29 protein-coding genes are annotated in these 25,347 nt (G+C 40.8%); all 29 read right to left on the bottom strand.

Annotated elements, in window-relative coordinates:
- Positions 1-4: 4 nt before the first annotated feature.
- Complete coding sequence (gene fliQ / locus NSU13_RS07930) at positions 5-274, bottom strand: flagellar biosynthesis protein FliQ (RefSeq protein WP_003211206.1); 270 nt, start codon at positions 272-274, stop codon at positions 5-7.
- A 16-nt stretch (positions 275-290) separates the two neighbouring features.
- Positions 291-956, bottom strand: a complete 666-nt coding sequence (gene fliP, locus NSU13_RS07925; RefSeq protein ID WP_008354479.1) for a flagellar type III secretion system pore protein FliP — start codon at positions 954-956, stop codon at positions 291-293.
- On the bottom strand, positions 949-1,569 hold the full coding sequence (gene fliZ / locus NSU13_RS07920) for a flagella biosynthesis regulatory protein FliZ (RefSeq protein WP_231293995.1): 621 nt from the start codon (positions 1,567-1,569) through the stop codon (positions 949-951). The genes fliP and fliZ overlap by 8 nt, the downstream gene beginning before the upstream one ends.
- Positions 1,570-1,626: 57 nt before the next feature.
- Positions 1,627-1,989, bottom strand: coding sequence for a response regulator (locus NSU13_RS07915; protein ID WP_007499584.1), 363 nt, complete (start codon positions 1,987-1,989; stop codon positions 1,627-1,629).
- A gap of 27 nt (positions 1,990-2,016) precedes the next feature.
- Positions 2,017-3,138: a flagellar motor switch phosphatase FliY gene (gene fliY, locus NSU13_RS07910; RefSeq protein WP_111927360.1), complete on the bottom strand. Its 1,122-nt coding sequence runs from the start codon at positions 3,136-3,138 to the stop codon at positions 2,017-2,019.
- Positions 3,128-4,126 carry a flagellar motor switch protein FliM gene (gene fliM / locus NSU13_RS07905; RefSeq protein WP_024424167.1) on the bottom strand — a complete coding sequence of 333 codons (999 nt, stop codon included), beginning with the start codon at positions 4,124-4,126 and terminating at the stop codon, positions 3,128-3,130. Before fliM ends, fliY begins: the two co-directional genes overlap by 11 nt.
- Positions 4,127-4,158: 32 nt before the next feature.
- Complete coding sequence (gene fliL, locus NSU13_RS07900; RefSeq protein ID WP_024424168.1) at positions 4,159-4,587, bottom strand: flagellar basal body-associated protein FliL; 429 nt, start codon at positions 4,585-4,587, stop codon at positions 4,159-4,161.
- Positions 4,584-4,799, bottom strand: a complete 216-nt coding sequence (locus tag NSU13_RS07895; RefSeq protein WP_008344794.1) for a flagellar FlbD family protein — start codon at positions 4,797-4,799, stop codon at positions 4,584-4,586. The genes fliL and NSU13_RS07895 overlap by 4 nt, the downstream gene beginning before the upstream one ends.
- Before the next feature lie 37 nt (positions 4,800-4,836).
- Positions 4,837-5,628, bottom strand: a complete 792-nt coding sequence (gene flgG / locus NSU13_RS07890) for a flagellar basal body rod protein FlgG (RefSeq protein ID WP_024426979.1) — start codon at positions 5,626-5,628, stop codon at positions 4,837-4,839.
- A 17-nt stretch (positions 5,629-5,645) separates the two neighbouring features.
- The gene (gene flgD, locus NSU13_RS07885; protein WP_024426978.1) at positions 5,646-6,092 is read right to left on the bottom strand and encodes a flagellar hook assembly protein FlgD; all 447 of its coding nucleotides are present in this window, start codon (positions 6,090-6,092) and stop codon (positions 5,646-5,648) included.
- Positions 6,092-7,417 carry a flagellar hook-length control protein FliK gene (locus tag NSU13_RS07880; protein WP_251232133.1) on the bottom strand — a complete coding sequence of 442 codons (1,326 nt, stop codon included), beginning with the start codon at positions 7,415-7,417 and terminating at the stop codon, positions 6,092-6,094. Before NSU13_RS07880 ends, flgD begins: the two co-directional genes overlap by 1 nt.
- A complete protein-coding gene (locus NSU13_RS07875) occupies positions 7,418-8,134 on the bottom strand; it encodes a MotE family protein (RefSeq protein WP_120207050.1) in 717 nt (238 codons plus the stop codon).
- Between the two features lie 12 nt (positions 8,135-8,146).
- The gene (fliJ, locus tag NSU13_RS07870; protein ID WP_024424173.1) at positions 8,147-8,590 is read right to left on the bottom strand and encodes a flagellar export protein FliJ; all 444 of its coding nucleotides are present in this window, start codon (positions 8,588-8,590) and stop codon (positions 8,147-8,149) included.
- An 8-nt stretch (positions 8,591-8,598) separates the two neighbouring features.
- The gene (fliI, locus tag NSU13_RS07865) at positions 8,599-9,915 is read right to left on the bottom strand and encodes a flagellar protein export ATPase FliI (protein ID WP_251232134.1); all 1,317 of its coding nucleotides are present in this window, start codon (positions 9,913-9,915) and stop codon (positions 8,599-8,601) included.
- Complete coding sequence (gene fliH, locus NSU13_RS07860) at positions 9,912-10,676, bottom strand: flagellar assembly protein FliH (RefSeq protein ID WP_251232135.1); 765 nt, start codon at positions 10,674-10,676, stop codon at positions 9,912-9,914. The genes fliI and fliH overlap by 4 nt, the downstream gene beginning before the upstream one ends.
- Positions 10,669-11,685 (bottom strand): flagellar motor switch protein FliG, encoded by a 1,017-nt coding sequence (gene fliG / locus NSU13_RS07855; protein ID WP_034281776.1) that lies wholly within the window; start codon positions 11,683-11,685, stop codon positions 10,669-10,671. Before fliG ends, fliH begins: the two co-directional genes overlap by 8 nt.
- An 11-nt stretch (positions 11,686-11,696) precedes the next feature.
- Positions 11,697-13,289: a flagellar basal-body MS-ring/collar protein FliF gene (gene fliF / locus NSU13_RS07850; protein ID WP_024424177.1), complete on the bottom strand. Its 1,593-nt coding sequence runs from the start codon at positions 13,287-13,289 to the stop codon at positions 11,697-11,699.
- Positions 13,290-13,338: 49 nt separating this feature from the next.
- Positions 13,339-13,656 carry a flagellar hook-basal body complex protein FliE gene (gene fliE / locus NSU13_RS07845; RefSeq protein WP_034281774.1) on the bottom strand — a complete coding sequence of 106 codons (318 nt, stop codon included), beginning with the start codon at positions 13,654-13,656 and terminating at the stop codon, positions 13,339-13,341.
- Positions 13,657-13,667: 11 nt separating this feature from the next.
- Positions 13,668-14,120, bottom strand: coding sequence for a flagellar basal body rod protein FlgC (gene flgC, locus NSU13_RS07840; protein WP_024424179.1), 453 nt, complete (start codon positions 14,118-14,120; stop codon positions 13,668-13,670).
- Positions 14,120-14,509, bottom strand: a complete 390-nt coding sequence (gene flgB, locus NSU13_RS07835; RefSeq protein ID WP_012009952.1) for a flagellar basal body rod protein FlgB — start codon at positions 14,507-14,509, stop codon at positions 14,120-14,122. Before flgB ends, flgC begins: the two co-directional genes overlap by 1 nt.
- 288 nt (positions 14,510-14,797) lie before the next feature.
- Positions 14,798-15,577 carry a GTP-sensing pleiotropic transcriptional regulator CodY gene (gene codY / locus NSU13_RS07830; protein WP_007499612.1) on the bottom strand — a complete coding sequence of 260 codons (780 nt, stop codon included), beginning with the start codon at positions 15,575-15,577 and terminating at the stop codon, positions 14,798-14,800.
- A gap of 34 nt (positions 15,578-15,611) precedes the next feature.
- The gene (gene hslU / locus NSU13_RS07825) at positions 15,612-17,012 is read right to left on the bottom strand and encodes an HslU--HslV peptidase ATPase subunit (RefSeq protein WP_024424180.1); all 1,401 of its coding nucleotides are present in this window, start codon (positions 17,010-17,012) and stop codon (positions 15,612-15,614) included.
- A gap of 16 nt (positions 17,013-17,028) precedes the next feature.
- Positions 17,029-17,574: an ATP-dependent protease subunit HslV gene (gene hslV, locus NSU13_RS07820; protein ID WP_034281773.1), complete on the bottom strand. Its 546-nt coding sequence runs from the start codon at positions 17,572-17,574 to the stop codon at positions 17,029-17,031.
- 14 nt (positions 17,575-17,588) lie between these two features.
- Entirely contained in the window at positions 17,589-18,506 is a 918-nt protein-coding gene (gene xerC, locus NSU13_RS07815; protein WP_034281771.1) for a tyrosine recombinase XerC, read from the bottom strand.
- 62 nt (positions 18,507-18,568) lie between these two features.
- The gene (trmFO, locus tag NSU13_RS07810) at positions 18,569-19,873 is read right to left on the bottom strand and encodes an FADH(2)-oxidizing methylenetetrahydrofolate--tRNA-(uracil(54)-C(5))-methyltransferase TrmFO (protein ID WP_024424183.1); all 1,305 of its coding nucleotides are present in this window, start codon (positions 19,871-19,873) and stop codon (positions 18,569-18,571) included.
- Between the two features lie 70 nt (positions 19,874-19,943).
- Entirely contained in the window at positions 19,944-22,019 is a 2,076-nt protein-coding gene (topA, locus tag NSU13_RS07805) for a type I DNA topoisomerase (RefSeq protein WP_342489972.1), read from the bottom strand.
- Between the two features lie 193 nt (positions 22,020-22,212).
- A complete protein-coding gene (gene dprA / locus NSU13_RS07800; RefSeq protein ID WP_224426534.1) occupies positions 22,213-23,115 on the bottom strand; it encodes a DNA-processing protein DprA in 903 nt (300 codons plus the stop codon).
- A 63-nt stretch (positions 23,116-23,178) separates the two neighbouring features.
- A complete protein-coding gene (sucD, locus tag NSU13_RS07795) occupies positions 23,179-24,081 on the bottom strand; it encodes a succinate--CoA ligase subunit alpha (RefSeq protein ID WP_007499624.1) in 903 nt (300 codons plus the stop codon).
- A 22-nt stretch (positions 24,082-24,103) separates the two neighbouring features.
- On the bottom strand, positions 24,104-25,264 hold the full coding sequence (gene sucC / locus NSU13_RS07790) for an ADP-forming succinate--CoA ligase subunit beta (protein WP_024426972.1): 1,161 nt from the start codon (positions 25,262-25,264) through the stop codon (positions 24,104-24,106).
- Between the last annotated feature and the right edge of the window lie 83 nt (positions 25,265-25,347).

Here is a 25,347-nt window from a genome sequence, read left to right as displayed (position 1 = left end):
CTTATTAACCTGCAAATCGATCTAAATTCGAGAACAGCTCTGTCGTAAAGGACACGATTGTTGAAAGCATCCATGGACCAAACACAACAAGTCCAATGAGTACTGCAACAATCTTAGGAATAAACGCAAGCGTCTGTTCTTGAATTTGGGTTGTCGCCTGAAACACACTGACAATCAGTCCCACAATGAGTGCAAGCGCTAGAAGCGGCCCACTCACAAGCAATACCACATACACTGATCTTTCAGCCATCGTAATGACAAATTCTGAACTCATGTTTTAAGCACCTACTCTAAAAGCTTTGCAGCAAAGATTTAACAATCAAATACCATCCATCGACTAAAACAAATAACAATATTTTGAAAGGGAGCGATATCATAACCGGCGGAAGCATCATCATCCCCATTGACATCAGAACACTTGCGACCACCATGTCAATAATTAAAAATGGAATAAAGATCATAAAACCAATTTGAAATGCCGTCTTTAATTCTGAAATGGCAAAAGCGGGAACCATCGCCGTTAAAGGAATATCTTTAATCGATTCAGGTGTATCCATTTTTGCGTAGCTAAGAAATAAAGCCAAATCTTTTTGTCTTGTATGTTTACTCATAAACTCTTTAATAGGCACTTCGGCTTTTTCATACGCCTGATTTAACGTGATGTCATCATTTAAAAGCGGCGTCAGCGCCTCTTTATTAATCTGTGAGAACGTGGGTGCCATGATAAAAAATGTGAGAAACAACGCAAGTCCAACAAGCACTTGGTTTGGCGGCATTGAGTTGGTTGCAAGTGATGTTCTGACGAATGAAAGAACAATCACAATCCGTGTAAAACACGTCATTAAAATGAGAATGCCCGGTGCAACCGAAAATACTGTTAAAAGTAAAAGAAGACGGACAGATGTGCTGATGTTTCCTGCACCGCTGGAATTAAATAAATCAATAAACTCATTCATTTTGTTTCGGGCCTTTCTTTCTGACTTCTGATTGGGTCTTTTTCAATTCGGCTAGCTGCGCCTTTAAATTGGCTGAAAAAGAAGAAGTGGTCGGCTGATCATGTTTCTTTATCTGCGATGTGAATTTTTGAACCATTTTTGGTAAATCGGTTTTGCTTTCCATCGCTTCTTCATATTGTTTCACGATCGCTTCACATTCTTGTTCATCATCAATTTCTTTTAGCAGCTGGATTGAGTCTGCTACGCCGACAACTAATACTCGTTTTCCCACTTTGATCAGCTGGACTGAACGGTTTTGTCCGACTGTCGTTCCGCCGATATTTTCAACATAGCGAAATGGTTTGAGTAAGCGGTTTTGCTTACCAACAAATCTCACTAAACCATAAATAAGCAGGATGACAAAAAGTAAGGCACCAATCATTTTGACAAAATCCATAATGGAGACAGAAGAAGAGGGAACTTCTTCTGCCGGATTCGTTTGATTGTCAGTGGTTTTCTTCTCTGTATCCTTTTTGCTTTCTTTCTCACCTTTGAGCCAGTCATTCACTGTGCCATTCTCAGGATCTTTCGTTTCGGCAAACAGTGAGGCAGGCTGCATCGTCAAGAAAAGCATAAAACTGATCATTGCTATACATATCAAACGTTTTTTCAACAAATCTTACACCCTTTTTTAGCCTAACGTTTTATTAATTGCTTCAAGTACGCGGTCTGCCTGGAATGGCTTCACGATAAAGTCTTTTGCACCTGCTTGGATCGCGTCAATAACCATTGACTGCTGCCCCATTGCAGAACACATGATGATTTTTGCAGAAGCATCGATTTGTTTAATTTCTTTTAGTGCAGTGATTCCGTCCATTTCTGGCATTGTGATATCCATTGTGACAAGATCAGGAGATGTTTCTTTATATTTTTCAACTGCTTGTGCACCGTTTTCTGCTTCTCCTACTACATCAAATCCGTTTTTTACAAGAATATCCTTGATCATCATTCTCATGAATGCTGCATCATCTACGATTAATACCTTAGTAGCCATTTACTTATTCTCTCCCTGTATGTTTGTTTATTTTAAATTAGAAAGTCTTTCTGACTGGCTTAAAATGTCAGTCACACGAACACCAAAGTTCTCATCAATGACAACGACTTCCCCTTTGGCGACGATTCGTTTGTTAACTAGGATGTCTACTGGCTCACCAGCAAGTTTGTCCAGTTCAATGATACTTCCTGCTGAAAGCTCAAGAACTTCTTTTACACTGCGCTGAGTTCTTCCAAGTTCCACCGTAATGGAAAGCGGAATGTCCATCAGCATGTCAAGGTTTCCAAGCTGGTTTGTTGTATGCTGAGGCTCACTGAACGATTCAAATTCAACTGGCGCCACATTTACAGGTGCTGCCGGCTTTGGCTTCGCCTGTCTTTTCGGCGGTGCTGCTTGCTGCGCTGGGGCAGACTGCGTTTGCGGAGCTGCCGGCTGAGGTTCAGGTGCACTCACTTCTTCTTGAACCGGCTCTTCTTCTTGCGCAGGATCTGTTAATTCTGCGATTAAATCCTTCGCAAATGTAATAGGATAAAGCTGCATAATATTTGAATCGATGAGTTCACCTATTTTTAATCTGAAGGATACTTTGACAAGCATTTCTTCAGCTGGAATGCGGTCTGTCCCTTCTCCTTCTTTCACATCAAGTAATTCGACGCGCGGCGGAGAAATATCAATCTTTTTATTAAAGACAGTCGACATGGATGTCGCAGCAGAACCCATCATTTGGTTCATTGCTTCTTGTACTGCACTTAAGTGAATTTCGCTTAAAGAAGGGTCAGCATTTGTCCCGTCTCCACCCATCATTAAGTCCGCAATAACTGCTGCATCTGTTTGCTGGACGACAAGCAGGTTACTTGCGCTGAAGCCTTCCGTATAATTCACTTCAATAGCAACATACGGATGAGGAAATTCCTCATTCAGCATACTTTTTTGAATCACTGTAACAGTTGGAGTTGTAATCTCCACTTTTTGATTTAATAGGGTTGAAAGTGCTGTTGCAGAGCTGCCGAATGAAATATTTCCGATTTCTCCAATAGCATCTTGCTCCATTGCAGAAAGGACTGTATCAGGCTCTATATCGTCATTGCTGCCTCCTTTAAGGAGCGCATCGATTTCGTCTTGTGATAATTTACTTCCGTTATTCTCCATCTTCTTCACCTCTTATGTCGTGATCTAGAATTTGAATCGCCTGTTTCCGATTCACGCGGCCGGCCTGTCCCAAGAATTTCGGTTTATTTCCGACCATAACAGTAAGAGGCGCATTTACTGGTTTGTCCAAGGCAATACAATCACCAATTTCCAAATTCAAAAACTCTTCCACCGTCATTTCCGATTGTCCCAGCTCTGCGACTACCGGTATTTTTGCCTTCATAATCCGTTTTTCAATGGCCTTTGTTTCTTGCTGTTTTGGTTCATTTCGTTCAGACTGCATCCAGTAGTGTACAGACAGCTTCGGAATAATAGGCTCTAATACAACGTGAGGAATACATAGGTTAATAACCCCGCTTACCTCGCCAATCTGTGTATTAAGAGAAATGACGACAACTGTTTCGTTTGGTGACACCATTTGAACAAACTGGGGATTTACCTCGAAATCTGCCATTTCAGGCTCGATGTCGGTTATGGACTGCCACGCTTCTCTGTAATTTTCCAAAGCTCCCTCAAACATGTTTGAGATAATCTTTGTTTCAATTTCTGTAAGTGATTCTGTCTTATTATGACTAATGCCAATCCCGCCCATCAGCCTGTCCATCATCGCATAGCCGATTGTTGGGTTTACTTCAAGCATGATTCTTCCTTCAAGCGGGCTGACATAAAATAAGTTTAATAATGTCATATTAGGAATCGAACGAATAAATTCTTCGTATGGTACTTGGTCAACCGAGCTGACAGTAATTTGAATATATGATCTTAGCTGCGCTGAAAAATGCGTGGTGAGCAGTCTAGCGAAGTTATCATGAATCCTTGTTAAACTTCGAATCTGGTCTTTTGAAAAGCGCAGTGCACGTTTAAAGTCATACACCTTCACTTTTTTCGTCGTTTCCTCTTTTTTCAGCTCTTCTGCATCCATTTCGCCTGTTGAGATGGCGGATAATAATGCGTCGATCTCATTCTGGGAAAGCACTTCTCCTGACATTTCTTCACCTCCATCGCGTTAATTAATCGCCTCTATTGCAGATTAAAGGAGGTTATATATACTTCTTTCACCTTGCCATCTTGCAAATAGTTATTCACTTTGTTTTTGACTTGTGTTTTAAAATGTTCTCTGCCTTTTTTGCCATCAAGTTCATCTGCATTCGTGTCTGATAAAATGTCGATTACAGCATCTTTTACCTGGAAACTTCTTTTCTCAAGCTCTGATTTTGCTTTTTCAGAGTCCGTTTCAATATTCAGGACAAGTTTGACAGCATTTCCTTCAGACTTTAAATTGGTGATAATCTCAGGAATTTCAACAGAAGCTTTTACGACTTCATCTGCTGTTGGCTCTTTTTCAGCTTTTGCTTCGTCTGATCCATTCAGCAGAAAAAAGATGCCTGCTCCAATTCCGACGATGGCAATAATCATGATTAGCATTACTACGACTAATTTCTTCTTCATTCAAACTCCTCTATTCCTTGATTCAATGAAATGACTTGGATTTTTCTGTAGAAAGAAATGATTTTCTCTTGAAGCTGCTCTTCATCTTCTTTCACAACGAATTTCTTTCCATTGGCCAAAGTAATGGTCGTGTCTGGAAAACTTTCGATTTGCTCGATATGGAGAGCGTTCAGCATAAATCCTTTGCCATTTAATCTTGTCACTTCAATCATATTAAGCAGAGAAGCGAGCATCCGCTCCCCCTACCTCCTATCGTTTCAGATTCACAAGCTCTTGCAGAATTTCATCAGATGTTGTAATCGTCTTTGCATTCGATTGGAATCCACGCTGCGCGATAATCATTTCGGTAAACTCGTCTGTTAAATCAACGTTTGACATTTCAAGTTTCCCTGTTTGGATCACGCCAGTTCCTTCTTCACCAGGTACGATAGGATTACTTGGTGCACCTGAGCTTAACGTTTGGCGGTAAAGGTTGTCACCAACTTTGTCTAATCCTCCAGCGTTACGGAAAGATACGAGTGAAATCTGTCCAACATTTCTAGATACGTTGTTTTCAACAACCGAAACCGTTCCATCTGGACCAACACTTACACTTGAAACGCCATCTGGAATCGTTATCTTTTGTCCATTCATTCCAAGTAGATAATTTCCATCAGGGGTGACTAAGCTTCCCTCTGAATCAGTGTCGAAATTCCCTGTTCTTGTATAAAGAATTTCTCCTTGACTTTCAATACGGAAAAACCCATCGCCATTGATATAGAAGTCGTAAGGTTCATTTGTATTTTGAGAAGATCCCGCTGACATGATTTTATCAATAGAAGATAAAGATGACCCTAAACCAATTTGTTTTGAGTTGATTGAACCAGAGTTGTTCGTTGGTCCACCTGAACTTCCAATGGTTTGGCTGACCATATCTTTAAACGTGATACGGCTTTTTTTGTATCCGTGTGTATTGACGTTGGCTACGTTGTTGGCTACCACATCTAATTTTGATTGGAAGTTTTTCATTCCGCTAATTCCTGAGTAAAGTGAGCGTAACATTTATTTTCCTCCTCGAATTACTTCGTTTTTTCTCCAACTGCTGTAACATCCCAAGGGCTGATTTTCGTTCCATCTTCTAAAACAAGTAAGTATTCATTGTCTATGTTTTTAACAGACTTCACAGTGCCCGATATCTCTTTATCATCCAATTTGCCCGATACTTCTTTACCAATCCAGCCTACATACGTCGTAAACGGATCTTGGTGTGCAACAAATGTAGACATGAGCTGATTCAGCTTGGTGATCGAATCGTTCATATTGGTTTGCTGTTCTAAAGATGAAAATGTCGCCAGCTGCGTGACAAACTCACGGTCATCAAGTGGGTTTGTAGGATCTTGGTTTTGAAGCTGCGTGAGCAAAATTTTCAAGAATTGATCTTTGCCAAGCGTATCTGTTTTCTTTTCTGCTTTTGAAGAAGTGTCTGCTTGTGCGGCTGTTCTATTCGTAGCATCAACTGTTGCCATTAGATCTCCTCCTCTTCTTCATCTGACCCAACAAGAGCATCCAGTACATCTTGGAATTCTGTTTCCTGTTCATCAGTCTGCTGGAAATTCTGTCCTTTTGGCTGCTGCTGCTTGTTTTCTTCACTAAACTGTCCAAATAACGGCTGCTCATTTGATTGAAGCGGTATATGGAAACGGTCCACTTGAACCGACATATTCGGAAGCGCCTGCTTGAGCTGCGGCAGATGATGCTCTAACAGCTCTTTCGCTGCTTGCGTTGAAGCTGTAATTTTACTCGCATACATCCCGTTTTGCTTTGTTAGCTGAATGGTAATGAATCCAAGATTTTCCGGATTTAACCGAACGGTAAAGCGTCCGCTTGAATTGCCAAACGGCGTGAATTTCATTTGCTTCCACGTGTTTAGAATTTGCTGATCAACCGTTCCTGGCTTTTCATCAGTCGTTTGTGTCTGCTGAACAGGAGCCGCTGACTGCAGTTGGAAAAACTGCTTATGACCTGGCAGAAGCGAGTGGGTCATTATTTTTTCAGAAGCTGGTGCAGCAGCGCTTTGTCCTTTAACGACTTCTTTTTTGATGAGCCAATCAAGAGATGCATTCCCTTTTGCCGGAGAAGCGAGTGTAGATTCTTGTTTTGGAGAGATTAGTTCCTTCAACTCTCCTAGTGAAATTTTCCACTCTTTGTCAGACCCTTTCGCATTCGCCATCATATGGTCGATTAGCTGATTAAAGTGCTTTAGCTCACTTTGAGTCATCGAATTCAGCTTTGGCGCTGAACCCTGCGAGAAGAACTGCTCTTTTACTTGCTGAATGAGTTTTTCATCTACCCCGTTTTTAGAAAGAAAGTGGATAAAGTCTTGACCTTTCCCTTCAATATCCTGCACAAGTTTCGCATCAAAGCTGAGCGGCTGTTGATTGAGCAACTGATAGATGAAAAAGTGGACTTGTATGAGCTGTTCACTATGCTCAGAACCTGGCTTTTCAGCTTGATCACCGTAAATGGAAGATTCCATTTTTTGAAATAGTTCTTCAAGTGACTTGAGATCAGATGATTCAAGCGTTTGACCTTGTAGTGTTTGAAGCGCACTGAGTAAGTCTGCGCTCATTCCTTCTTCAGGTGATTGCATCCATTTTTCAACAATTTGCATCGCATCATTGATAGAAAGAGAGGCAAGAGCGGCTGTTTCAGCATGAACAGGACCGCTTTGAGCGCCTGCTCCGCTAAGCAATTGTTTAAACAAACCGCGTGCAGATGCAGCGCCGTCTCCTTTTAGCCCTGAGAGACCTTGAGAAGATTGCTGTAAGGCTCCAATATCCAATAGCTTCACTTATTGTCCACCCCCATTTTCACTTTCTTCTTTTTTGGCAAGCTCTTTTGTAAACGTTGCTGCCTTCTGAGGTGTCAGTTTTGCTAATATGTCTGTCAGTTTATTTTTGCTCAGCTCTTCAAGGATTTTTAACGCCTCTTTATCACTTAATTCTGATAAAATTTTGGCGGATTTCCCTGGGTCCATGCTTTCATAAATGCTGGCGACCTTTCCTTTTGTCTGCTGATTAGAGGAAGCCGCTGTATCAGAGGACGCCCCTGCTGAGTTATTACCTGACGTGTTATTTGATGAGCTGTTATTCGATGAGCCGTTATTCGATGAACTGTCATTGGCTGACGTATTCTTTGCATCATTTTCAGATGTTTTTTCAAGTGAGTTGATTTTTTGATTCAATCTTTTAATCTCTTCATCACTTGTTTTCAAATCTTTTTGTGCAATTTCGAGCTCATTTTTTTGCTCTTTAATGGTCTTTTTCAGTTCTTTCAACTCTGCATCGCTTTGATCATTAGGTGAAGATGACGTTTTTGAGGTGTCATCTGAACCAACCAAACTGCTGATCCCAGGAATGTTTTGGAGCGGTTTTTTTAGATCAAAACCTGCCATATAAAGGATCGTGCCAGTGACAATCACAAGCACAATCAATGGGATGATGACAATAAACAAGATCCATTGAAATTTTCCGCCGCCTGATTCCTTCGTTTTTTCCTTCTTAGGCATTCATCTCGACTCCTAATGTCCTTGAAACATGAATTGGCTGATAGAGATATCATCCATTTCTTTCATTTCAATTGCCTTATGTTCAAGGGAGAACTTTTCAAATTGCTTTTCTTTCATTTTTTCAAACTTTTTAAACTCAATGTTTTTTTCAGTTAAATCAGATTGTTTTTCATTCATTTGGTGACGTTTCATGATCACAAGCTGCTGATAATGCTGAATGGTGTTATCTAAGTTGGTCACAAATTGCTGGTAATGACGCATTTCTTGAACACTCATTCCACTTCTCAGTTTTTCTTCTTTGCTTTTTTCCATCAGCTCTTTTTTACTCATATTTTCATAGAGTTTTTCAGCGACTTGCTCAAATGCCGAAACGGATTGTTGGTACGCTGCGAGTGACTTGTCTTTTTCACTTTCTTTCAATTCTAGGAGCTTTTGAAATTTGTATTGATATCTCACTATTTTTGTCAATCCTCTCTATTCATCAAACTGAGCAATAAACTCACACTGTCTTCAATAGATACAGCCTCTTCTACATCCTGCTTCAAAAATGAAATCAGATGAGGATAAGCCTGCATGGCCTCATCAATATCTTTGGAGGAGCCTTTTTTATATGCTCCAATATTAATGAGGTCTTCAGCGTTTTGATAAGTGGACAAAAGCTGGCGGAACCGGTTAGCCGCTTCCTTGTGATCATGACTTGCGATATTACTCATGACACGGCTGATACTTTTCAAAATGTTAACAGCGGGAAATTGTCCTTTGTTGGCTAAAGCACGATCAAGTACAATGTGCCCGTCAAGGATCCCCCTCACTGTATCAGCGATCGGCTCGTTCATATCGTCTCCATCAACAAGCACTGTGTAAAACGCTGTGATGGAACCAAGCTGATTTGTCCCAGTTCGTTCGAGCAATTTTGGCAGTATAGCGAACACTGAAGGTGTATATCCTTTTGTTGTTGGCGGCTCGCCAGTTGCGAGTCCTATTTCCCTTTGCGCCATGGCGACCCTCGTAACAGAATCCATCATGAACATGACATTTTTGCCTCTGTCCCTGAAATACTCCGCAATAGCTGTTGCTGTATACGCAGCTTTCAGTCTCGTCAGTGCAGGCTGGTCAGAAGTAGCAACGACAACAATTGATCGCTTCAGTCCTTCAGAACCTAAATCCTTTTCAATAAACTCACGAACTTCACGGCCACGCTCTCCAACAAGGGCAATGACATTCAGGTCTGCTTCTGTCTGCTTTGCAATCATCCCCATTAAGGTACTTTTTCCAACACCACTTCCGGCAAAAATCCCGATCCTTTGACCAGTGCCAACTGTGAGCAGACTGTCGATGACTCTAACACCAACACCCATCTTTTCTCGAATAGGCGGCCTGTCCATTGGATTTGGGGGTGACTGATCTGTCGAAACAGGTGCAAGTCCCTTTGGAAGAATACTGCCATCAAGCGGATGACCGAAGGCATCAACGACTTCACCAATTAATCCAGTCCCTACTTTGACCTTCAGCGACTCACCCGTCGCTTCAACAAGACTTCCTGGTGAAATATTGGATGCTTCTACATAAGGCATGAGCAAAATGTTTTCATCTCTAAACCCTACGACCTCTGCTTTTATCGGATGGTGCTTGCTCCCTTTTTTATGAATGAGACAAACATCACCGATCGAACTCTCCGGCCCCTTAGATTCAATCATGAGCCCAACCACTCGATTGACTTTACCAAATCGTTTATAAGGATCGGCGGTTTCAATCGTTTCTTTTAGTACATCCATTTTCATTTGTGATCACCTGAATCAATGACTTCTAATAATTTTTCTTTCAACTGATTCATTTGGGTATCAACACTCGCTTCCACTTTTCCAAAACTTGTTTCTACGTAACAAGTTCCTTTTGGCGCTTTTTCATCCGAGTAAATGGCAAGGTGTGTATCCTTTTGAAGGATTCTAATCAATTCGTCTTTATATTCCATCACATGCTCGTAATGTCCAGGGTCAACATAGATGGAAATATCATCATATTCTTTCACTTCTGAAATGACCTGCTTCACAAGAGCCAAAAATGGATCTTTCGTGTCCTCAGCTGCATTCCAAACGCGTTTGGCGAGTTCAAAAGCGAGTTCTACAATTTGCTCAGCAGAGCTTTCAATTTTTTCTTCGTAATCCTGCCTTGCAAGACTGACGATGTCATTTGCTTGATCAAGAATAGCTTGGTACTGCATATTCGCATCTGCTTCGCCCTTTTGGAAGCCTTCTTGATAACCTGCTTGTTTCGCTTCTTCAATGAGCTGCATTCTTTCCTCTTCAAAATCAGTCCGGCGCTGATTGATTTCAGCCATTGTTTTTTCCAGCTCACTGTTTGCTTGTTCTAATATACGGCTCGCTTGATCTTCTGCATCACTGAGTACTAGCTGCGATGCTTCAGTTTCATTGACAAGCTCTTCTTCGTGATGTTCTCTTTTAAAGTTTACTTGCTGTAAAGGAATCGTTTGCCGCCCTTGTTCAGGAATAACAGATGTTTCATGTTTGATAATCCTAGACAATGATATCGTCTCCTCCGCCTCGAGCTATGACGATTTCTCCAGCTTCCTCAAGTCGTCTTACGATGCTGACAATACGGGTTTGTGCTTCCTCGACATCTCTAAGCCGGACAGGCCCCATAAACTCCATTTCTTCTTTGAATGTTTCGACCATCCGCTGTGACATGTTGCGGAAGACAATTTCTTTGACTTCTTCGCTTGCCACTTTGAGTGCGAGCAATAAGTCATCATTTTCAACATCTCTGATGACACGCTGAATCGCTCTGCTGTCAAGAGTGACAATATCTTCAAAGACAAACATACGTTTCTTAATTTCATCAGCAAGCTCTGGATCTTGAATTTCAAGTGTGTCTAAAATGGTTTTCTCAGTTGCACGGTCTACACCATTTAGCACTTCTACAACCGCTTCGACTCCGCCCGTTTGCGTATAGTCCTGCGTAAAGGTTGAAGAGAGCTTTTGTTCAAGAATACGCTCCACCTCATTGATGATCTCTGGAGATGTACGGTCCATTAAGGCAATACGTCTCGCAACCTCAGTTTGTACTTCCTCGCCTAACTCAGATAAAATTTGCCCAGCCTGCACTGGATCCAGGTAGGAAAGGATAAGTGCTATCGTTTGTGGATGCTCATGCTGGATAAAGTTTAAAATTTGTTCTGGGTCAGCCTTTCGAGCAAAATCAAATGGTTTCACTTGAAGAGAGGATGTCAGCCTGTTTAAGATGCTGTCCGCTTTGTCCTCACCAAGCGCTTTTTCAAGCACTTGTCTTGCGTACATAAGACCGCCCTGCGATATGTAGTCCTGCGCGATGGCAATGCTGTGAAACTCTTCGATGACTTCATCTTTTTTAGCAGTATCTACACTTCGTACATTGGAAATTTCTAATGTTAATTTTTCTATTTCGTCTTCAGACAGATGTTTGTATACAGATGCTGACACGTCTAGCCCTAAGGAAATCATTAGGATTGCTGCTTTTTGTCTGCCTGTTAGTCGATTTGGATCTTTTCTCGACATGTGTATTCCTCCTAATCCTCGGACAGCCAGCTGCGTAGCAATTTAGCAAAGTCTTCTGGTTTTTCTTTTGCCATTTTTTCAAGCTGATTTTTTCTCACCATTTCTTCTGTTTCTGGTTCAGTGTCGATATCAGGAACATCGATTGGTGTACGTTCATCAAACTCAAACTCTTCTTCCTCATCTCTTCTACGCTTGCGTACAAGAAGAATGATAAGAGCGATAATTGCAAGTAGAAGCACACCGCCTACAATATAAACCCAAATTGGAATATTGTTTGAAGGGTTATCTGCCGCAGTTTGCTGTTTACCGTCTAATTTTGATACAGATAAAACGATTTTGTTATCTAAGTCGGCTTGAGTGAGCGCTTGACCATTTGTGTATTCTTTATCAATCGATGTGCTAATGATCGTTGAAAGAATCTTTTTGATATCATCTTGTCTTTCAGCCGTTAAAGAGTTTACATCGTTTGCAGTTGGTGGTTCGACCAATGCTTGAATGCCAACATCTCTAATTTTATAAGGGCTTTCTTTGATATCTTTATGAATGCGGTTGACTTCATAATTGATGCGATCTTCGCTCTTTTCGTAATCTCCGCTTCCATTCGCTCCATCGGCACCTTGATAATTTGTGACATCATCGTCACCTGTTCCAGCGGTGCCTCCAGCTGCTGCGCCGTTACCTGAATAAGTTTCAGCAATCTTTTCAGCGCTGACAGCAATCCCCTGCATGTTTTCTTTATCAACAGGTTCTACTAGGTCTTCTTTTCTTTTTTCTTCAGTAAAATCAATGTCTGTTGTGACCGATACAGCCACTTTATCTTGACCCATCATTGTTCCGAGCAGCTGCTGAATTTTTCTTTGAAGATTCTTTTCGATTTCCTCTTTTTTCTGCTGCTGTGCATCCATTCCACTTGCATAGGAATCGGAGCTGGTGTTTAAGTCGTAGTAGTTGGAATCTTGGTCCATAATGACAATGTTTTCTGTTTTTAAATTCGGCACACTTTTTGAAATAAGATGATAAAGGCCTTTTACTTGCTGCGGTGTGAGCGTGTAGCCCGGCTCAACTTGCAGCACTATGGATGCTGATGCATTACTTTGCTCTTCTCCAACAAAAACGGAATCTTTTGGCAGGTTAATCATCACTTTTGAATCTTTAATCCCATCAATTGTGTTGATCAGATTGGATAGTTCTGTCTGAGTTGCGTCTACTTTCAGAACATCAAATTCATTATCTGTTAAACCGAAGCCTGAATTGTTTGCAAAGAAGGAATAATCAATGTTGCCTGTCTTAGGGAGCCCTTCGGATGCGAGTGTTACTTTTAAAGAATCTGCTTGCTTTTCTGGAACGAGAATCGTTGTTCCATTGTTTGCAAGTTCCGATTTAACGTTTTTGCCATCTAGTTCCTGTTTGATTTGTCCAGCTTCTGCCTCAGACAAGTCTCTAAAGAGCGGAACCATTTTTTCAGAAGAAGCAAAGATGCTAACAACCGTAATAATGATTGCTAGGGCAGCAACGCCGCCAATCATGAGTATTTTTTGTAATTTTGATCGATTTCGCCAAAACTCAACTGTTTTTGTTCTTAATTGCATTAAAGTACGATTCATCTTAACCCCCGGTCATTCCATTCAGTCTTTTTTTGTCCACCAGCACCTCCTACATCTGCATTCTCATAATCTCTTGGTACGCTTCGACTGCTTTATTTCGAAACTCTGTTGCAGCTGTGAGTGTGACACTCGCTTTTTGTGAAGCAATCATGACTTCATCGAGATTGACATCTTTTCCTTGTGCAAGCGCATTTGTATACTGGTCTGATTTCAGCTGTGATTGATTTAATGCCTCAATGGAATTCTTCAGCACATCAGAGAAATTCGTTTGACTTTTAGGTGCAGCCGCCTGAATGGGCGTTGCATTCGTCAATTCACTTGCTTGCTGAGCAGTTTGAAGCTGGAAAGGAGATATTGCATTAACCAATTGTTTTCACCTTACTTTCCTATTTCTAAAGCTTTCATCAGCATGCTTTTATTCGCATTTAGAGCAGTCACGTTTGCTTCATATGATCTTGAGCTGCTGATGAGGTCGACCATTTCTTTTAATGGATCGACATTTGGTGTTTGAACATATCCATTTTCATTGGCATCGGGATTTGTAGGATCATATTGAAGGTTGAATGGAGTTTCGTCTTCAGTAATCTTTGTTACTTTGACGCCGTTTCCTAATTTGCCGCTCGAATTCATACTTGAGTTCAATATAGATGAAAACGATTCACCTGACGGCTGTAATGTGACAAGCTTACGTCTATAAGGCTCCCAGTTGCCATCAACCTGTTTAGCTCTTGTCGTATCCATATTTGCAAGGTTTGAGGATACAACGTCCATTCTGAGCCTCTGTGCCGTTAATGCTGAGGCCGAAGCGTTCACTCCTGAAAAGATCGACATCACTTACCTCCTGTCAAAACTGTTTTAAGAGAATTGAATTTCCCGCTCATTCTTTCCACCAGCGCATTATACTGAATTTGGTTTTTAGCGAGTTCACTCATCTCTTGATCAATATCGACATTATTTCCGTTTTCTTGATAAGAAGTACGGTTGCTCGAAACAACTGAATAATTAGACCCTGTTTTTGAAAAATCAATGTGACCTTGGTATGTTTTTTTAGCATCTAATTTGATTGACGCATCATTTAGCATGTCATGGAATGCGACGTTTTTCGACTTGTAGTTCGGTGTATCTATATTCGCGATATTATTGCTTATGACTTTTTGCTTAACATTCGCTCTGCCCAAGGCATTCTCAAGGTTGCTTATCGTTCCAGAAAATATATCCAAAACCATATACCTCCAATCATATGTATTTCATTCCATTTAATCATGTCGAGATTTGTAAAACCATATGTTCATTGTAAGAAATAATAGGATTAAAGTCTATGATGTATATGTAAAAAAAACTCGTAATATATATCTATTTTACGAATAGGTATAAAGGCCTAGATTCAAAGCACTACAGATTTGTAAGGGGTTTCTTGGAAAAAAGAGTGACATTTTTCGGACAAATCCTCATTTTTTCACATAAAAAAACCCTTTTCAGCATTTATTTCGGCCAAAAAGGGTTTTTGATTAATGAGATTTTAAATTTTCGAGTTCAATTAAAAATTTGTTGTTTAACACTTTGATGTACGTTCCCTTCATTCCAAGAGAACGAGATTCGATTACGCCTGCACTTTCCAACTTACGTAAGGCGTTTACGATCACTGAACGCGTAATCCCTACACGATCTGCAATTTTACTTGCGACAAGAAGACCTTCGTTTCCATCCAGCTCTTCAAAAATGTGTTCAATCGCTTCAAGCTCACTATATGAAAGAGAGCTAATCGCCATTTGGACAACCGCTTTGCTTCTTGCTTCTTCTTCGATTTCCTCTGCTTTCTCGCGAAGAATCTCCATTCCAACAACTGTTGCCCCGTATTCAGCAAGAATTAAATCATCATCTGTGAATGTATCTTGTAAGCGGGACAGGATTAACGTACCTAAACGATCTCCTCCGCCGATAATTGGGACAATTGTTGTTAAGCCTGATTGGAATAAGTCACGGTTCTCAATCGGGAAAGCTGTATATTCACTGTTAATATCAAGGTTTGAAGACGTTTCAGGGACATTGAATAGACTCTTTGTATATTCCTCAGGGAATTGACGATCTTCAAGCATTTTTTTCATACGTGCATTTTCGATCTGCTGATTAATGGAGTAGCCAAGAAGCTTTCCCCTTCTGCTTAATACGAAAATGTTTGAATCAATGACATCTCTTAGTGTTTCTGCCATTTCTTTAAAATTAACTGGTTTCCCCGCTGCATCTTGCAGCATTGAGTTAATAATCCTTGTTTTTTGTAGTAACGCCATAATAATGATCCTCCTAGATTACTTTATTCATTTGTTAAAGTATAAATTGACTTAAATCTTTGTTATTTGCAATCTTTCCTAGCTTCTCTTCGACATACTGAGGGGTAATGGTCACTGTCTCCATCGTAATATCAGGCGCCTCAAATGAAAGCTCTTCAAGCAGCTTCTCAAGTATGGTATGAAGCCTTCTTGCACCGATGTTATCTGTCTCCTGATTGACATGATAAGCCACTTCGGCAATCTTATGAATAGCATCGTCAGAAAATTCAAGAGATATACCTTCTGTTTCAAGTAAAGCTTTATATTGCTTTAATAATGCATTATCTGGTTCCGTTAAGATTTTCACAAAGTCTTCTATACTTAATTTATCTAATTCTACACGGATTGGGAAACGTCCCTGAAGCTCCGGAATCAAATCTGATGGCTTTGCCATATGAAATGCACCTGCTGCAACAAACAGCACATGATCAGTTTTAACGGCACCATATTTCGTCATCACAGTTGAACCTTCTACAATCGGTAAAATATCACGCTGAACCCCTTCACGAGAAACATCTGCAGATGATGCACCACCGCTTTTGGCAATTTTGTCGATTTCATCGATAAAAATAATTCCTTGCTGCTCTGCTTTGTAGACCGCTTCCTGACTGACTTCATCCATATCAATCAGTTTTGAAGCTTCCTCAGCCGTTAACGCCTTTCTTGCTTCTCTAACAGTCAGCTTTCTGCGTTTTTTCTTTTTAGGCATGAGATTGCCGAGCGCATCCTGCATGTTCATACCCATTTGCTCCATACCCGAGCCTTGAAGCATATCAAACATGGAAGGCTGCTGTTCTTCTACTTCAATCGTGACGTAATGATCTTCAAGTTCTCCCATAGCCAGCTGATGAGCGATTCGCTTTCTTGTCGATTCGAGTTCCACTTCTTCATTTGAATGATCTCGATCACGGTCATCTTCATCAGAACCGCCAAACAGCATCTCAAAAGGATTTTTCACAGACTGGCTCTTTTTCTTACCAGGAACAAGTAAATGAACAAGACGTTTATTTGCTTGTTTTTCTGCTTCTTCTTGAACATCTTTCATCTTTTCTTCTTTGACAAGTCTAATCGCTGTTTCAACTAAATCTCTCACCATGGACTCTACGTCACGGCCGACATAACCCACTTCAGTAAACTTCGTCGCTTCCACTTTAATAAAAGGCGCACCAGAAATTCGAGCAATTCTGCGGGCAATTTCTGTTTTCCCCACACCTGTTGGGCCGATCATTAAAATGTTTTTAGGAACGACTTCATCCTTTAGCTTATCATGTAAAAGACTTCTTCTGTAACGGTTTCTTAAAGCCACCGCCACTGCTTTTTTCGCATCAAGCTGACCAATGATGTATTGATCAAGCTTTTCAACTATCTCTCTTGGGGTAAACGGCTTTTTCTCCATACGTCTCATGTCCTTTCTATTCAAGCTCTTCTAAAGTGATTTGATCGTTCGTGTAGACACAGATTTCTCCGGCCGTTTCAAGAGCGGCCTTTGCAATTTCTCTCGCTGTGAGATGATCACCTGCATGGGTTTTGAGAGCTCTCCCGGCGCTAAGCGCATAGTTGCCGCCTGAGCCAATTGCCAAAATCCCATCATCTGGTTCAATGACCTCTCCAGTACCAGAGACGAGCAAAATACTTTCTTTATTCATGACGATGAGCATAGCCTCAAGCTGCCTTAGCATCTTGTCACTTCGCCATTCCTTCGCTAGTTCTACGGCTGCCCGCTTTAAGTTACCACCATATTCTTCAAGCTTTGTTTCAAACTTTTCAAAGAGTGTAAAAGCATCTGCTACTGAACCTGCAAAACCTGCAAGCACCTTGCCTCCGAAAAGACGGCGCACTTTTTTTGCTGTGTGTTTCATCACGACAGCCTGCCCGAAAGTAACTTGACCGTCGCCAGCCATTGCACTTTTTCCTTTATGTTGAACGGCAAAGATGGTTGTTGCATGAAATGATGACATGAAAAAACCTCCTTTTAGGATCGTTTAAAAGCCCTTGGGTGATGAGACATGTACGTGTTTCTTAAAGAATCTTTTGATACATGCGTGTACACCTGTGTAGATGATAAATTTGAATGACCGAGAAGTTCTTGAACACTTCTCAAATCTGCTCCCTCGTTTAAGAGATGCGTGGCAAAGGTGTGCCTCAACATGTGAGGATGGATATGTAATGTACCTGACGCCTTTTTCATTAATTCAGTGAGAATGAATCGAACACCTCTGTCTGTAAGAGGCGTCCCGCGCTGATTCAAAAACACATGAGTATCAGCGCGGTCTTTCCCCTTAGCTTTCAGCTTCTGCCTTCCATCCTCTAAATAAGTAATGAGCGCTTCATGAGCATATGACCCGAAAGGAACATACCGCTGCTTGCTGCCTTTCCCATGAACAAGCACTGTATCCATCGATAAATCAAGATCAGATTCTTTTAATGAACATAACTCACTGACCCTCATACCTGTTGCATAAAGAAGTTCTAAAATGGCTTGATTTCTTTGCCCAAGTGGTGTGCTGACATCAGAAACTGTAAAAAGCTCTTTTAGTTCCTCTTCATACAAAAATGAAGGAATCCGCTTATCCTGCTTTGGTAAGCTAACGAGTAAAAAAGGATTTTCTTTCACAAGCTGTTCTCTTAATAAAAATTTATAAAAGCTGCGAAGCGCAGAGACTTTCTTACTAATCGTTCTTCTTGTCAGGCCTTTTTCATAAGCTTCTGTTAAATAAATTCTCGTATCTTGATAGGATACCTCTTCAAAACCGTCTATTCCTTGAATGTTCATAAATCTGACAAACTCTTCAATGGCTTCTGTATATCCTGAGATCGTTAAAGCTGAATAGTTTTTTTCAATTTGCAGATATTCAATGAATAAGTGGACAAGACGCTGTTTATTCGTCATTTTTACACCTCTTTAAGGCTTTTAAATGGTATCACATATCTTGCTTTCCGTGCAATGTTTTACTACAGAGATTTCGAAATAGTTTGAATAGTTTCGATTGCACGCTTAGCGTACTCTGCATAACGTTCTTGTTTGTTTTTAATTCGAACTCCTAGATCTTTCAGCAAACCAAAATTCGCATTCATCGGCTGGAAGCTTTTCTTGTTTGTCGATGTGATGTAGTGAGCCATACTGCCAATCGCCGTTTCCTCCGGAAGTGTCACAAGCTCTTCTCCTTTGACAAAACGAGCGGCGTTAATACCAGCCACTAGTCCCGACGCTGCGGACTCGACATACCCTTCAACGCCTGTCATTTGTCCGGCAAAGAATAGATCATCTCTATTTTTAAACTGATAAGTCGGTCTTAAAAGGCTTGGCGAGTTAATAAATGTATTACGGTGCATCACGCCGTAACGGACAATCTCTGCTTCTTCAAGACCTGGAATCAAACGGAATACTTCCTTTTGATCGCCCCACTTCAGATGTGTCTGGAAGCCAACGATGTTATATAAAGTACCTGCTGCATCATCCTGTCTTAATTGAACAACAGCGTAAGGTCTTTTGCCTGTTTTCGGATCTTCAAGTCCTACTGGCTTCATCGGACCAAACAGCATCGTTTTCTTTCCTCTTTTCGCCATGACTTCAATTGGCATACAGCCTTCAAAGAAGATTTCTTTTTCAAATTCTTTTAATGGCACAGTTTCAGCAGAAATGAGTGCCTCATAAAAACGATCGAATTCTTCTTCTGTCATTGGACAGTTTAAATAGGCGGCTTCTCCTTTGTCATAGCGTGATTTCAAGTACACTTTATCCATGTCAATGCTGTCTTTCTCTAGAATAGGTGCCGCTGCATCGTAGAAATAGAGATATTCTTCTCCTGTTAACGATTTTAATTCTTTTGAAAGTGCTTCTGATGTCAGCGGGCCAGTCGCGATAATTGTCGGACCTTCTGGTATGCTTTGCACTTCTTCTTGAAAGACAGTAACATTCGGATGATTTTTCACGCGGTCTGTCACGTTTGCTGCAAATTCATGACGGTCTACTGCAAGCGCGCCGCCAGCAGGAACTGAGCTTTCATCTGCTGCTGCGATGATGGCTGAATCTAAATGACGCATTTCTTCCTTTAATACACCTACTGCATTTGTCAAAGCATTCGCACGCAGTGAGTTGCTGCATACAAGCTCCGCAAATTTATCTGTGTGGTGAGCCGGCGTTTGTTTCACAGGTCTCATTTCATATAAATTGACTTTAATTCCTCGTTTAGCGATTTGCCATGCAGCTTCACTTCCAGCTAAACCGGCTCCGATCACATTTACAAATTGACTCATTGTACAACTCTCCTATTTCGTAAGGTCTGTTTGATGACATAAAAAAGCAGGTGAACAAGGCTGCTCACCGCTATTTTTGTTGTTCCTCTTTATAATCACAGTTGACACATTGAACTTGAACGCCTTTTTTCAGCTTTTTCTCTACAAGCATATTTTCGCATTTTGGACACTTTCTTTCAATTGGTTTTTCCCAAGAGACGAATTCACACTCTGGAAAACGATCACAGCCGTAAAAAATGCGGCGTTTTTTCGATTTTCGTTCAACAATGTTTCCTTCATGACATGACGGGCATTTGACCCCGATATCTTTGACAATTGGCTTTGTGTTGCGGCAGTCAGGAAAGTTAGAGCACGCCATGAACTTGCCGTATCTACCCATTTTGTACACCATCGGATGTCCGCACTCTTCACAATCAACACCTGCGTATTCCGGCTCAATCTCAACTTCTTGCATCTCTGCTTCAGCTTTTTCTACCCGTTTTGCAAAGTCTTGATAGAAGCTGTCGATAATACGAACCCATTCGATCGTACCTTCTTCAACACTATCAAGTTCCTTTTCCATTTTCGCTGTAAATTCAACGTTAATGATTTCAGGGAAGAATTCAATGATTAAGTTGAGTACAATCTCTCCAAGCTCTGTCGGAGTAAATCGTTTATTATCAAGTGCGACATAGCCGCGCTTTTGAATTGTATCTAATGTTGGTGCATACGTAGATGGACGGCCTATACCGAGCTCTTCAAGTGTTTTGACCAATCTTGCCTCAGTGTAACGCGGAGGCGGCTGTGTGAAGTGCTGTTCAGGTTCGATGTCTTTTGAAAGAACTGTGTCCCCTTCTTTCAGATCAGGAAGCATTTTGTCCTTTTCCTCTAGCTGGTCGTCCTTTCCTTCCACATAAACCTTCATAAACCCAGGGAATTTTACTTTACTGCCATTCGCACGGAAAGTAAGACCGTTATGATCAAGGTCCACACTCATTGTATCAAGAACAGCCGGCGCCATTTGGCTGGCCACGAATCGTTCCCAAATCAATTTGTACAGACGAAGCTGATCGCGGCTTAGCACGTGCTTGACATCTGCCGGTTTTCTTAACGTCGAAGTCGGACGGATGGCTTCGTGAGCATCTTGTGCATTTTCATTCTTTTTAGCTGTTCGTTTTGTTGTGTTTAAGAAATTCTTGCCGTACGTCTGATCAATGAAGGCAGATACTTCTTCAATCGCTGTATTGGAAATACGTGTTGAGTCCGTTCTCATATATGTAATGAGACCGACTGTACCTTCTTTACCAAGATCAATTCCTTCATATAATTGCTGTGCAATCATCATTGTCTTTTTCGCACGGAAGTTTAATTTTCTTGCAGCCTCCTGCTGTAAAGTAGAAGTCGTAAACGGAACAGCTGGATTACGTTTACGCTCTTTTTTCGTTACTTTCTCTACAGAGAATTTGCTTCCCTTTAATTTCGAAAGGATTTCTTTTACATCTTCTTTTGTTTTCAATGGATGTTTTTTGCCATTGAGGCCAAAGAAACTCGCTTCGAAGCTTTCTTTTCCTTTTAGGAATGTACCGTCAATTGTCCAGTATTCTTCTGGTTTAAATTCATTAATTTCATTCTCGCGATCAATAATCAGGCGGAGTGCAACTGATTGAACACGTCCGGCACTTAAGCCCTTTTTCACTTTCTTCCATAAAATCGGACTGATTTTATACCCAACGAGACGATCTAAGATCCGTCTTGCCTGCTGCGCATCAACTAAGTCCATATTGATCATACGTGGATGCTTAAAGGAATCTTTAATCGCATCCTTTGTAATCTCGTTAAAAACAACGCGGCAGTCAGAAGAGAGGTCAAGGTCAAGGCTGTGTGCTAAATGCCAAGCAATCGCTTCTCCCTCTCTATCGGGGTCAGCTGCGAGATAGACTTTCTTTGCTTTTTTCGCTGCTGTTTTTAATTCTTTTAAAACTGGGCCTTTCCCGCGAATCGTAATATATCTCGGTTCAAAGTCATGCTCAGTGTCAACACCGAGCTGACTTTTCGGTAAATCCCTTACGTGCCCCATTGAAGCTTTTACTTTATACTTTTTTCCTAAATAACGCTCAATCGTTTTCGCCTTTGCTGGCGACTCAACGATGACTAAATAATCAGCCATACTCAAAATCCCCCTTAAGAGGTGTTCTCTCTTTATACATTTCACAATTCATATTTATGTTAATTGCACCTATCTAACAGGCAATCATTAAAAATTCTTTATGATGAACATCATTATAAACACGAAAAACAAAGTGTAAACTTAAATCCTCACTATTATTAAATATTCCGATGTCTTTTGTCAAACGATATTTTTATGAGAGTTCAGTATATTGAACGCTGTGGAAGGAGAATTCCTCTAAAATATCCTTTGTGGAATGAACAAGCTTTGCCCCCTGCTGAATGAGTCTTGCCGGACCTGTGGAATTAGAATCAAAGATGGATCCAGCAACCGCAAATACTTCTTTGCCTTGCTCAAGCGCTTGATAGGCTGTAATAAGAGAACCGCTCTTTTCTTTGCACTGAATCACGATGGTCCCTTTCGTCAATGCACTAATTAAACGATTTCTCATTGGAAAATGCCACTTTTCTGGTTTGACATAAGGCGGGTGCTCTGACAAAAGCAAATGATGTTCGCCCATGTATTGAGCCATTTGTGCATGTTCTTTTGGGTATACATGCTGAAAGCCGCCTGCTATAATGCCGATTGTTTTCCCTTTTTTCCTGATGCACTCTTTATGTGCCAGTCCATCGATTCCTTTAGCTAAACCACTGACAATCATCCACTCTTCCTTGACAAGCTCACCAACAATTTTCTTCACACATGCTTCTCCATAAGACGATGGAGCTCGCGTGCCGACTACACCTAAACTTTTTTCTTCATTTAAATATGATACGTTTCCTTTTAGGAATAACACAGGGGGAGGATCATAAATATTTTTTAATGTGCTGGGATATAAGGGTGATGTGATGGGAATCATGTGAATGTTTTGCTTTAAATAGGCTTGAACGATGTGTTGAAAAATGGGGAATTCATTTTCTTCAGCTTGTTTTAAGCGGGTAAAGTCGATCGTTTGTAATGCTCGATCCTGTTTAAAATGATGTGTTTCTTCATTTATATATAGTTCAGGATCGACTTTCCACCATTTTGTTAATAATGAGGGTGAGATGAGGCCTTTTAAGCGGTGAAAAATCATTCTTTCGGACACGTTGTACATACCATTCCTCCAGTTTAAGATAGAAAGAAGAAGACTTGTCAAAGAACAAGTCTTCTTGTGTCATTAATGCGTTTTACAAGCTTCGAAGAGATTCTTCTCTTTTAATACTTTAATCAACGTTTCTCCCATGACAGATGGTGTTTCTGCCACTTCAATTCCACATTCACGCATTGTTTTTACTTTTTCATCAGCTGTTCCTTTACCACCAGAAATAATAGCACCAGCATGTCCCATACGTTTTCCTGGAGGCGCCGTTTTACCGCCAATAAAGCCAACGACTGGTTTTGTCATATTTGCTTTTACCCATTCAGCTGCTTCTTCTTCAGCTGTACCGCCGATTTCACCGATCATAATCACAGCATGTGTTTCAGGGTCTTCATTGAATGCTTTTAACACATCAATAAAGTTTGTCCCATTTACCGGGTCCCCCCCGATTCCTACAGCTGTCGATTGACCAACACCAGCTTCTGAAAGCTGATGTACCGCTTCATATGTAAGCGTTCCAGAACGAGAAACAACACCCACATGACCTTTTTTATGAATGTAGCCAGGCATGATACCAATTTTACATTCTTCAGGTGTGATGACACCTGGGCAGTTTGGTCCAACTAGTCTTGTCTTTTTCCCTTCCATATACCGTTTCACTTTGACCATGTCAAGCACTGGAATATGTTCTGTGATACAAATGACGAGATCGACTTCTGCGTCAACAGCCTCTAAAATGGCATCTGCCGCAAATGGTGCTGGTACATAGATAACAGAAGCGTTCGCTCCAGTAGTCTGAACTGCTTCAGATACAGTATTAAATACAGGAACTCCTTCTACTTCAGTTCCACCTTTTCCAGGTGTGACACCGCCAACAATATTAGTTCCGTACTCAATCATTTGTTTTGTATGGAACAATGCGGTTGAACCGGTAATCCCCTGAACAATTACTCTCGTATTTTTATTAATAAATACACTCATTTAGGTTCCCTGCCTTTCTGCTCTACTTGACTAAAGATACAATCTTTTCTGCCCCGTCAGCCATAGACTCAGCAGAAGTGATATTTAAGCCTGAATCACTCAGGATTTTCTTCCCTAATTCAACGTTTGTTCCTTCAAGACGTACAACAAGTGGTAATGTTAAGCCGACTTGTTTCGTCGCTTCAACAACACCTTCTGCAATCACATCACATTTCATGATGCCGCCAAAAATGTTCACGAAAATCCCTTTGACATTTTGATCAGATAAAATGATTTTAAATGCTTCCGTTACTTTTTCAGCTGTTGCACCGCCGCCAACATCTAGGAAGTTTGCAGGGTCCCCGCCGTAATGCTTGATGATATCCATTGTAGACATCGCAAGACCTGCTCCATTGACCATACAGCCAATATTTCCATCTAAAGAAATGTAGCTTAAGTCATATTTAGATGCTTCAATTTCTTTTGGATCCTCTTCATCAAGGTCACGGTATTCTAATATATCTTTTTGTCTATATAAGGCATTACTATCAAAGTTTAATTTTGCATCAAGTGCCATGACTTTTCCATCGCCTGTTACAACAAGTGGATTAATCTCAGCAATTGAACAATCTTTTTCAATAAACGCATTGTAAAGGCTTGTCATAAACTTAACAGCTTGGCCAACTAATTTTGTTGGAATATTAATTTTAAATGCCACTTCTCTCGCCTGATAGCCTTGCAGACCAATCGCTGGATCGATGACCACTTTGACGATTTTTTCTGGCGTTTTTTCTGCTACTTCTTCAATTTCAGTACCGCCTTCTTCAGATGCCATCAATACAATTCTTGATGTCGCTCTGTCCAAAACTAGTCCAACATAGTATTCCTTTTGAATATCGCAGCCTTCTTCAATAAGTAAGCGTTTTATTTCGCGCCCTTCAGGCCCTGTTTGATGTGTGACAAGTGTCTTGCCGAGCAATTCCTCTGCAAACCCTTTCACTTCATCTTTCGTTTTTGCAATTTTTACCCCGCCTGCTTTACCACGGCCGCCTGCATGAATCTGTGCTTTTACGACATATACAGAGCTCCCTAGCTCTTCTGATGCTTTCACTGCTTCATCAGGTGTAAATGCTACTTTACCATTTGGAACTGAAACCCCATATTTTCTTAGGATTTCTTTTCCTTGGTACTCATGGATATTCATTTCCCATCCTCCCAACATATGTAGAAACAAAAATTATAAAATAGACTGCGCTTTCATTTTAAAGAATAAAAAAGAGAATGTCT

The organism is Bacillus sp. FSL M8-0049 (assembly GCF_038593355.1).
GTDB lineage: Bacteria > Bacillota > Bacilli > Bacillales > Bacillaceae > Bacillus > Bacillus safensis.
The sequence above is the reverse complement of the archived record's forward strand: the minus strand, read 5'-3'. Positions and strand labels throughout refer to the sequence as shown.

Bases quoted from the DNA above. Each gene is read 5' to 3' on its own strand.
- fliQ (WP_003211206.1), bottom strand. From the start codon at position 274: ATGAGTTCAGAATTTGTCATTACGATGGCTGAAAGATCAGTGTATGTG.
- fliP (WP_008354479.1), bottom strand. From the start codon at position 956: ATGAATGAGTTTATTGATTTATTTAATTCCAGCGGTGCAGGAAACATC.
- fliZ (WP_231293995.1), bottom strand. From the start codon at position 1,569: ATGCTTTTCTTGACGATGCAGCCTGCCTCACTGTTTGCCGAAACGAAA.
- NSU13_RS07915 (WP_007499584.1), bottom strand. From the start codon at position 1,989: ATGGCTACTAAGGTATTAATCGTAGATGATGCAGCATTCATGAGAATG.
- fliY (WP_111927360.1), bottom strand. From the start codon at position 3,138: ATGGAGAATAACGGAAGTAAATTATCACAAGACGAAATCGATGCGCTC.
- fliM (WP_024424167.1), bottom strand. From the start codon at position 4,126: ATGTCAGGAGAAGTGCTTTCCCAGAATGAGATCGACGCATTATTATCC.
- fliL (WP_024424168.1), bottom strand. From the start codon at position 4,587: ATGAAGAAGAAATTAGTCGTAGTAATGCTAATCATGATTATTGCCATC.
- NSU13_RS07895 (WP_008344794.1), bottom strand. From the start codon at position 4,799: ATGATTGAAGTGACAAGATTAAATGGCAAAGGATTTATGCTGAACGCT.
- flgG (WP_024426979.1), bottom strand. From the start codon at position 5,628: ATGTTACGCTCACTTTACTCAGGAATTAGCGGAATGAAAAACTTCCAA.
- flgD (WP_024426978.1), bottom strand. From the start codon at position 6,092: ATGGCAACAGTTGATGCTACGAATAGAACAGCCGCACAAGCAGACACT.
- NSU13_RS07875 (WP_120207050.1), bottom strand. From the start codon at position 8,134: ATGCCTAAGAAGGAAAAAACGAAGGAATCAGGCGGCGGAAAATTTCAA.
- fliI (WP_251232134.1), bottom strand. From the start codon at position 9,915: ATGAAAATGGATGTACTAAAAGAAACGATTGAAACCGCCGATCCTTAT.
- fliG (WP_034281776.1), bottom strand. From the start codon at position 11,685: ATGTCGAGAAAAGATCCAAATCGACTAACAGGCAGACAAAAAGCAGCA.
- fliF (WP_024424177.1), bottom strand. From the start codon at position 13,289: ATGAATCGTACTTTAATGCAATTAAGAACAAAAACAGTTGAGTTTTGG.
- flgC (WP_024424179.1), bottom strand. From the start codon at position 14,120: ATGTCGATCTTTTCAGGAGTGAACGCTTCGGCCTCAGCATTAACGGCA.
- codY (WP_007499612.1), bottom strand. From the start codon at position 15,577: ATGGCGTTACTACAAAAAACAAGGATTATTAACTCAATGCTGCAAGAT.
- hslU (WP_024424180.1), bottom strand. From the start codon at position 17,012: ATGGAGAAAAAGCCGTTTACCCCAAGAGAGATAGTTGAAAAGCTTGAT.
- hslV (WP_034281773.1), bottom strand. From the start codon at position 17,574: ATGTCATCATTTCATGCAACAACCATCTTTGCCGTTCAACATAAAGGA.
- xerC (WP_034281771.1), bottom strand. From the start codon at position 18,506: ATGACGAATAAACAGCGTCTTGTCCACTTATTCATTGAATATCTGCAA.
- trmFO (WP_024424183.1), bottom strand. From the start codon at position 19,873: ATGAGTCAATTTGTAAATGTGATCGGAGCCGGTTTAGCTGGAAGTGAA.
- topA (WP_342489972.1), bottom strand. From the start codon at position 22,019: ATGGCTGATTATTTAGTCATCGTTGAGTCGCCAGCAAAGGCGAAAACG.
- dprA (WP_224426534.1), bottom strand. From the start codon at position 23,115: ATGTACAACGTGTCCGAAAGAATGATTTTTCACCGCTTAAAAGGCCTC.
- sucD (WP_007499624.1), bottom strand. From the start codon at position 24,081: ATGAGTGTATTTATTAATAAAAATACGAGAGTAATTGTTCAGGGGATT.
- sucC (WP_024426972.1), bottom strand. From the start codon at position 25,264: ATGAATATCCATGAGTACCAAGGAAAAGAAATCCTAAGAAAATATGGG.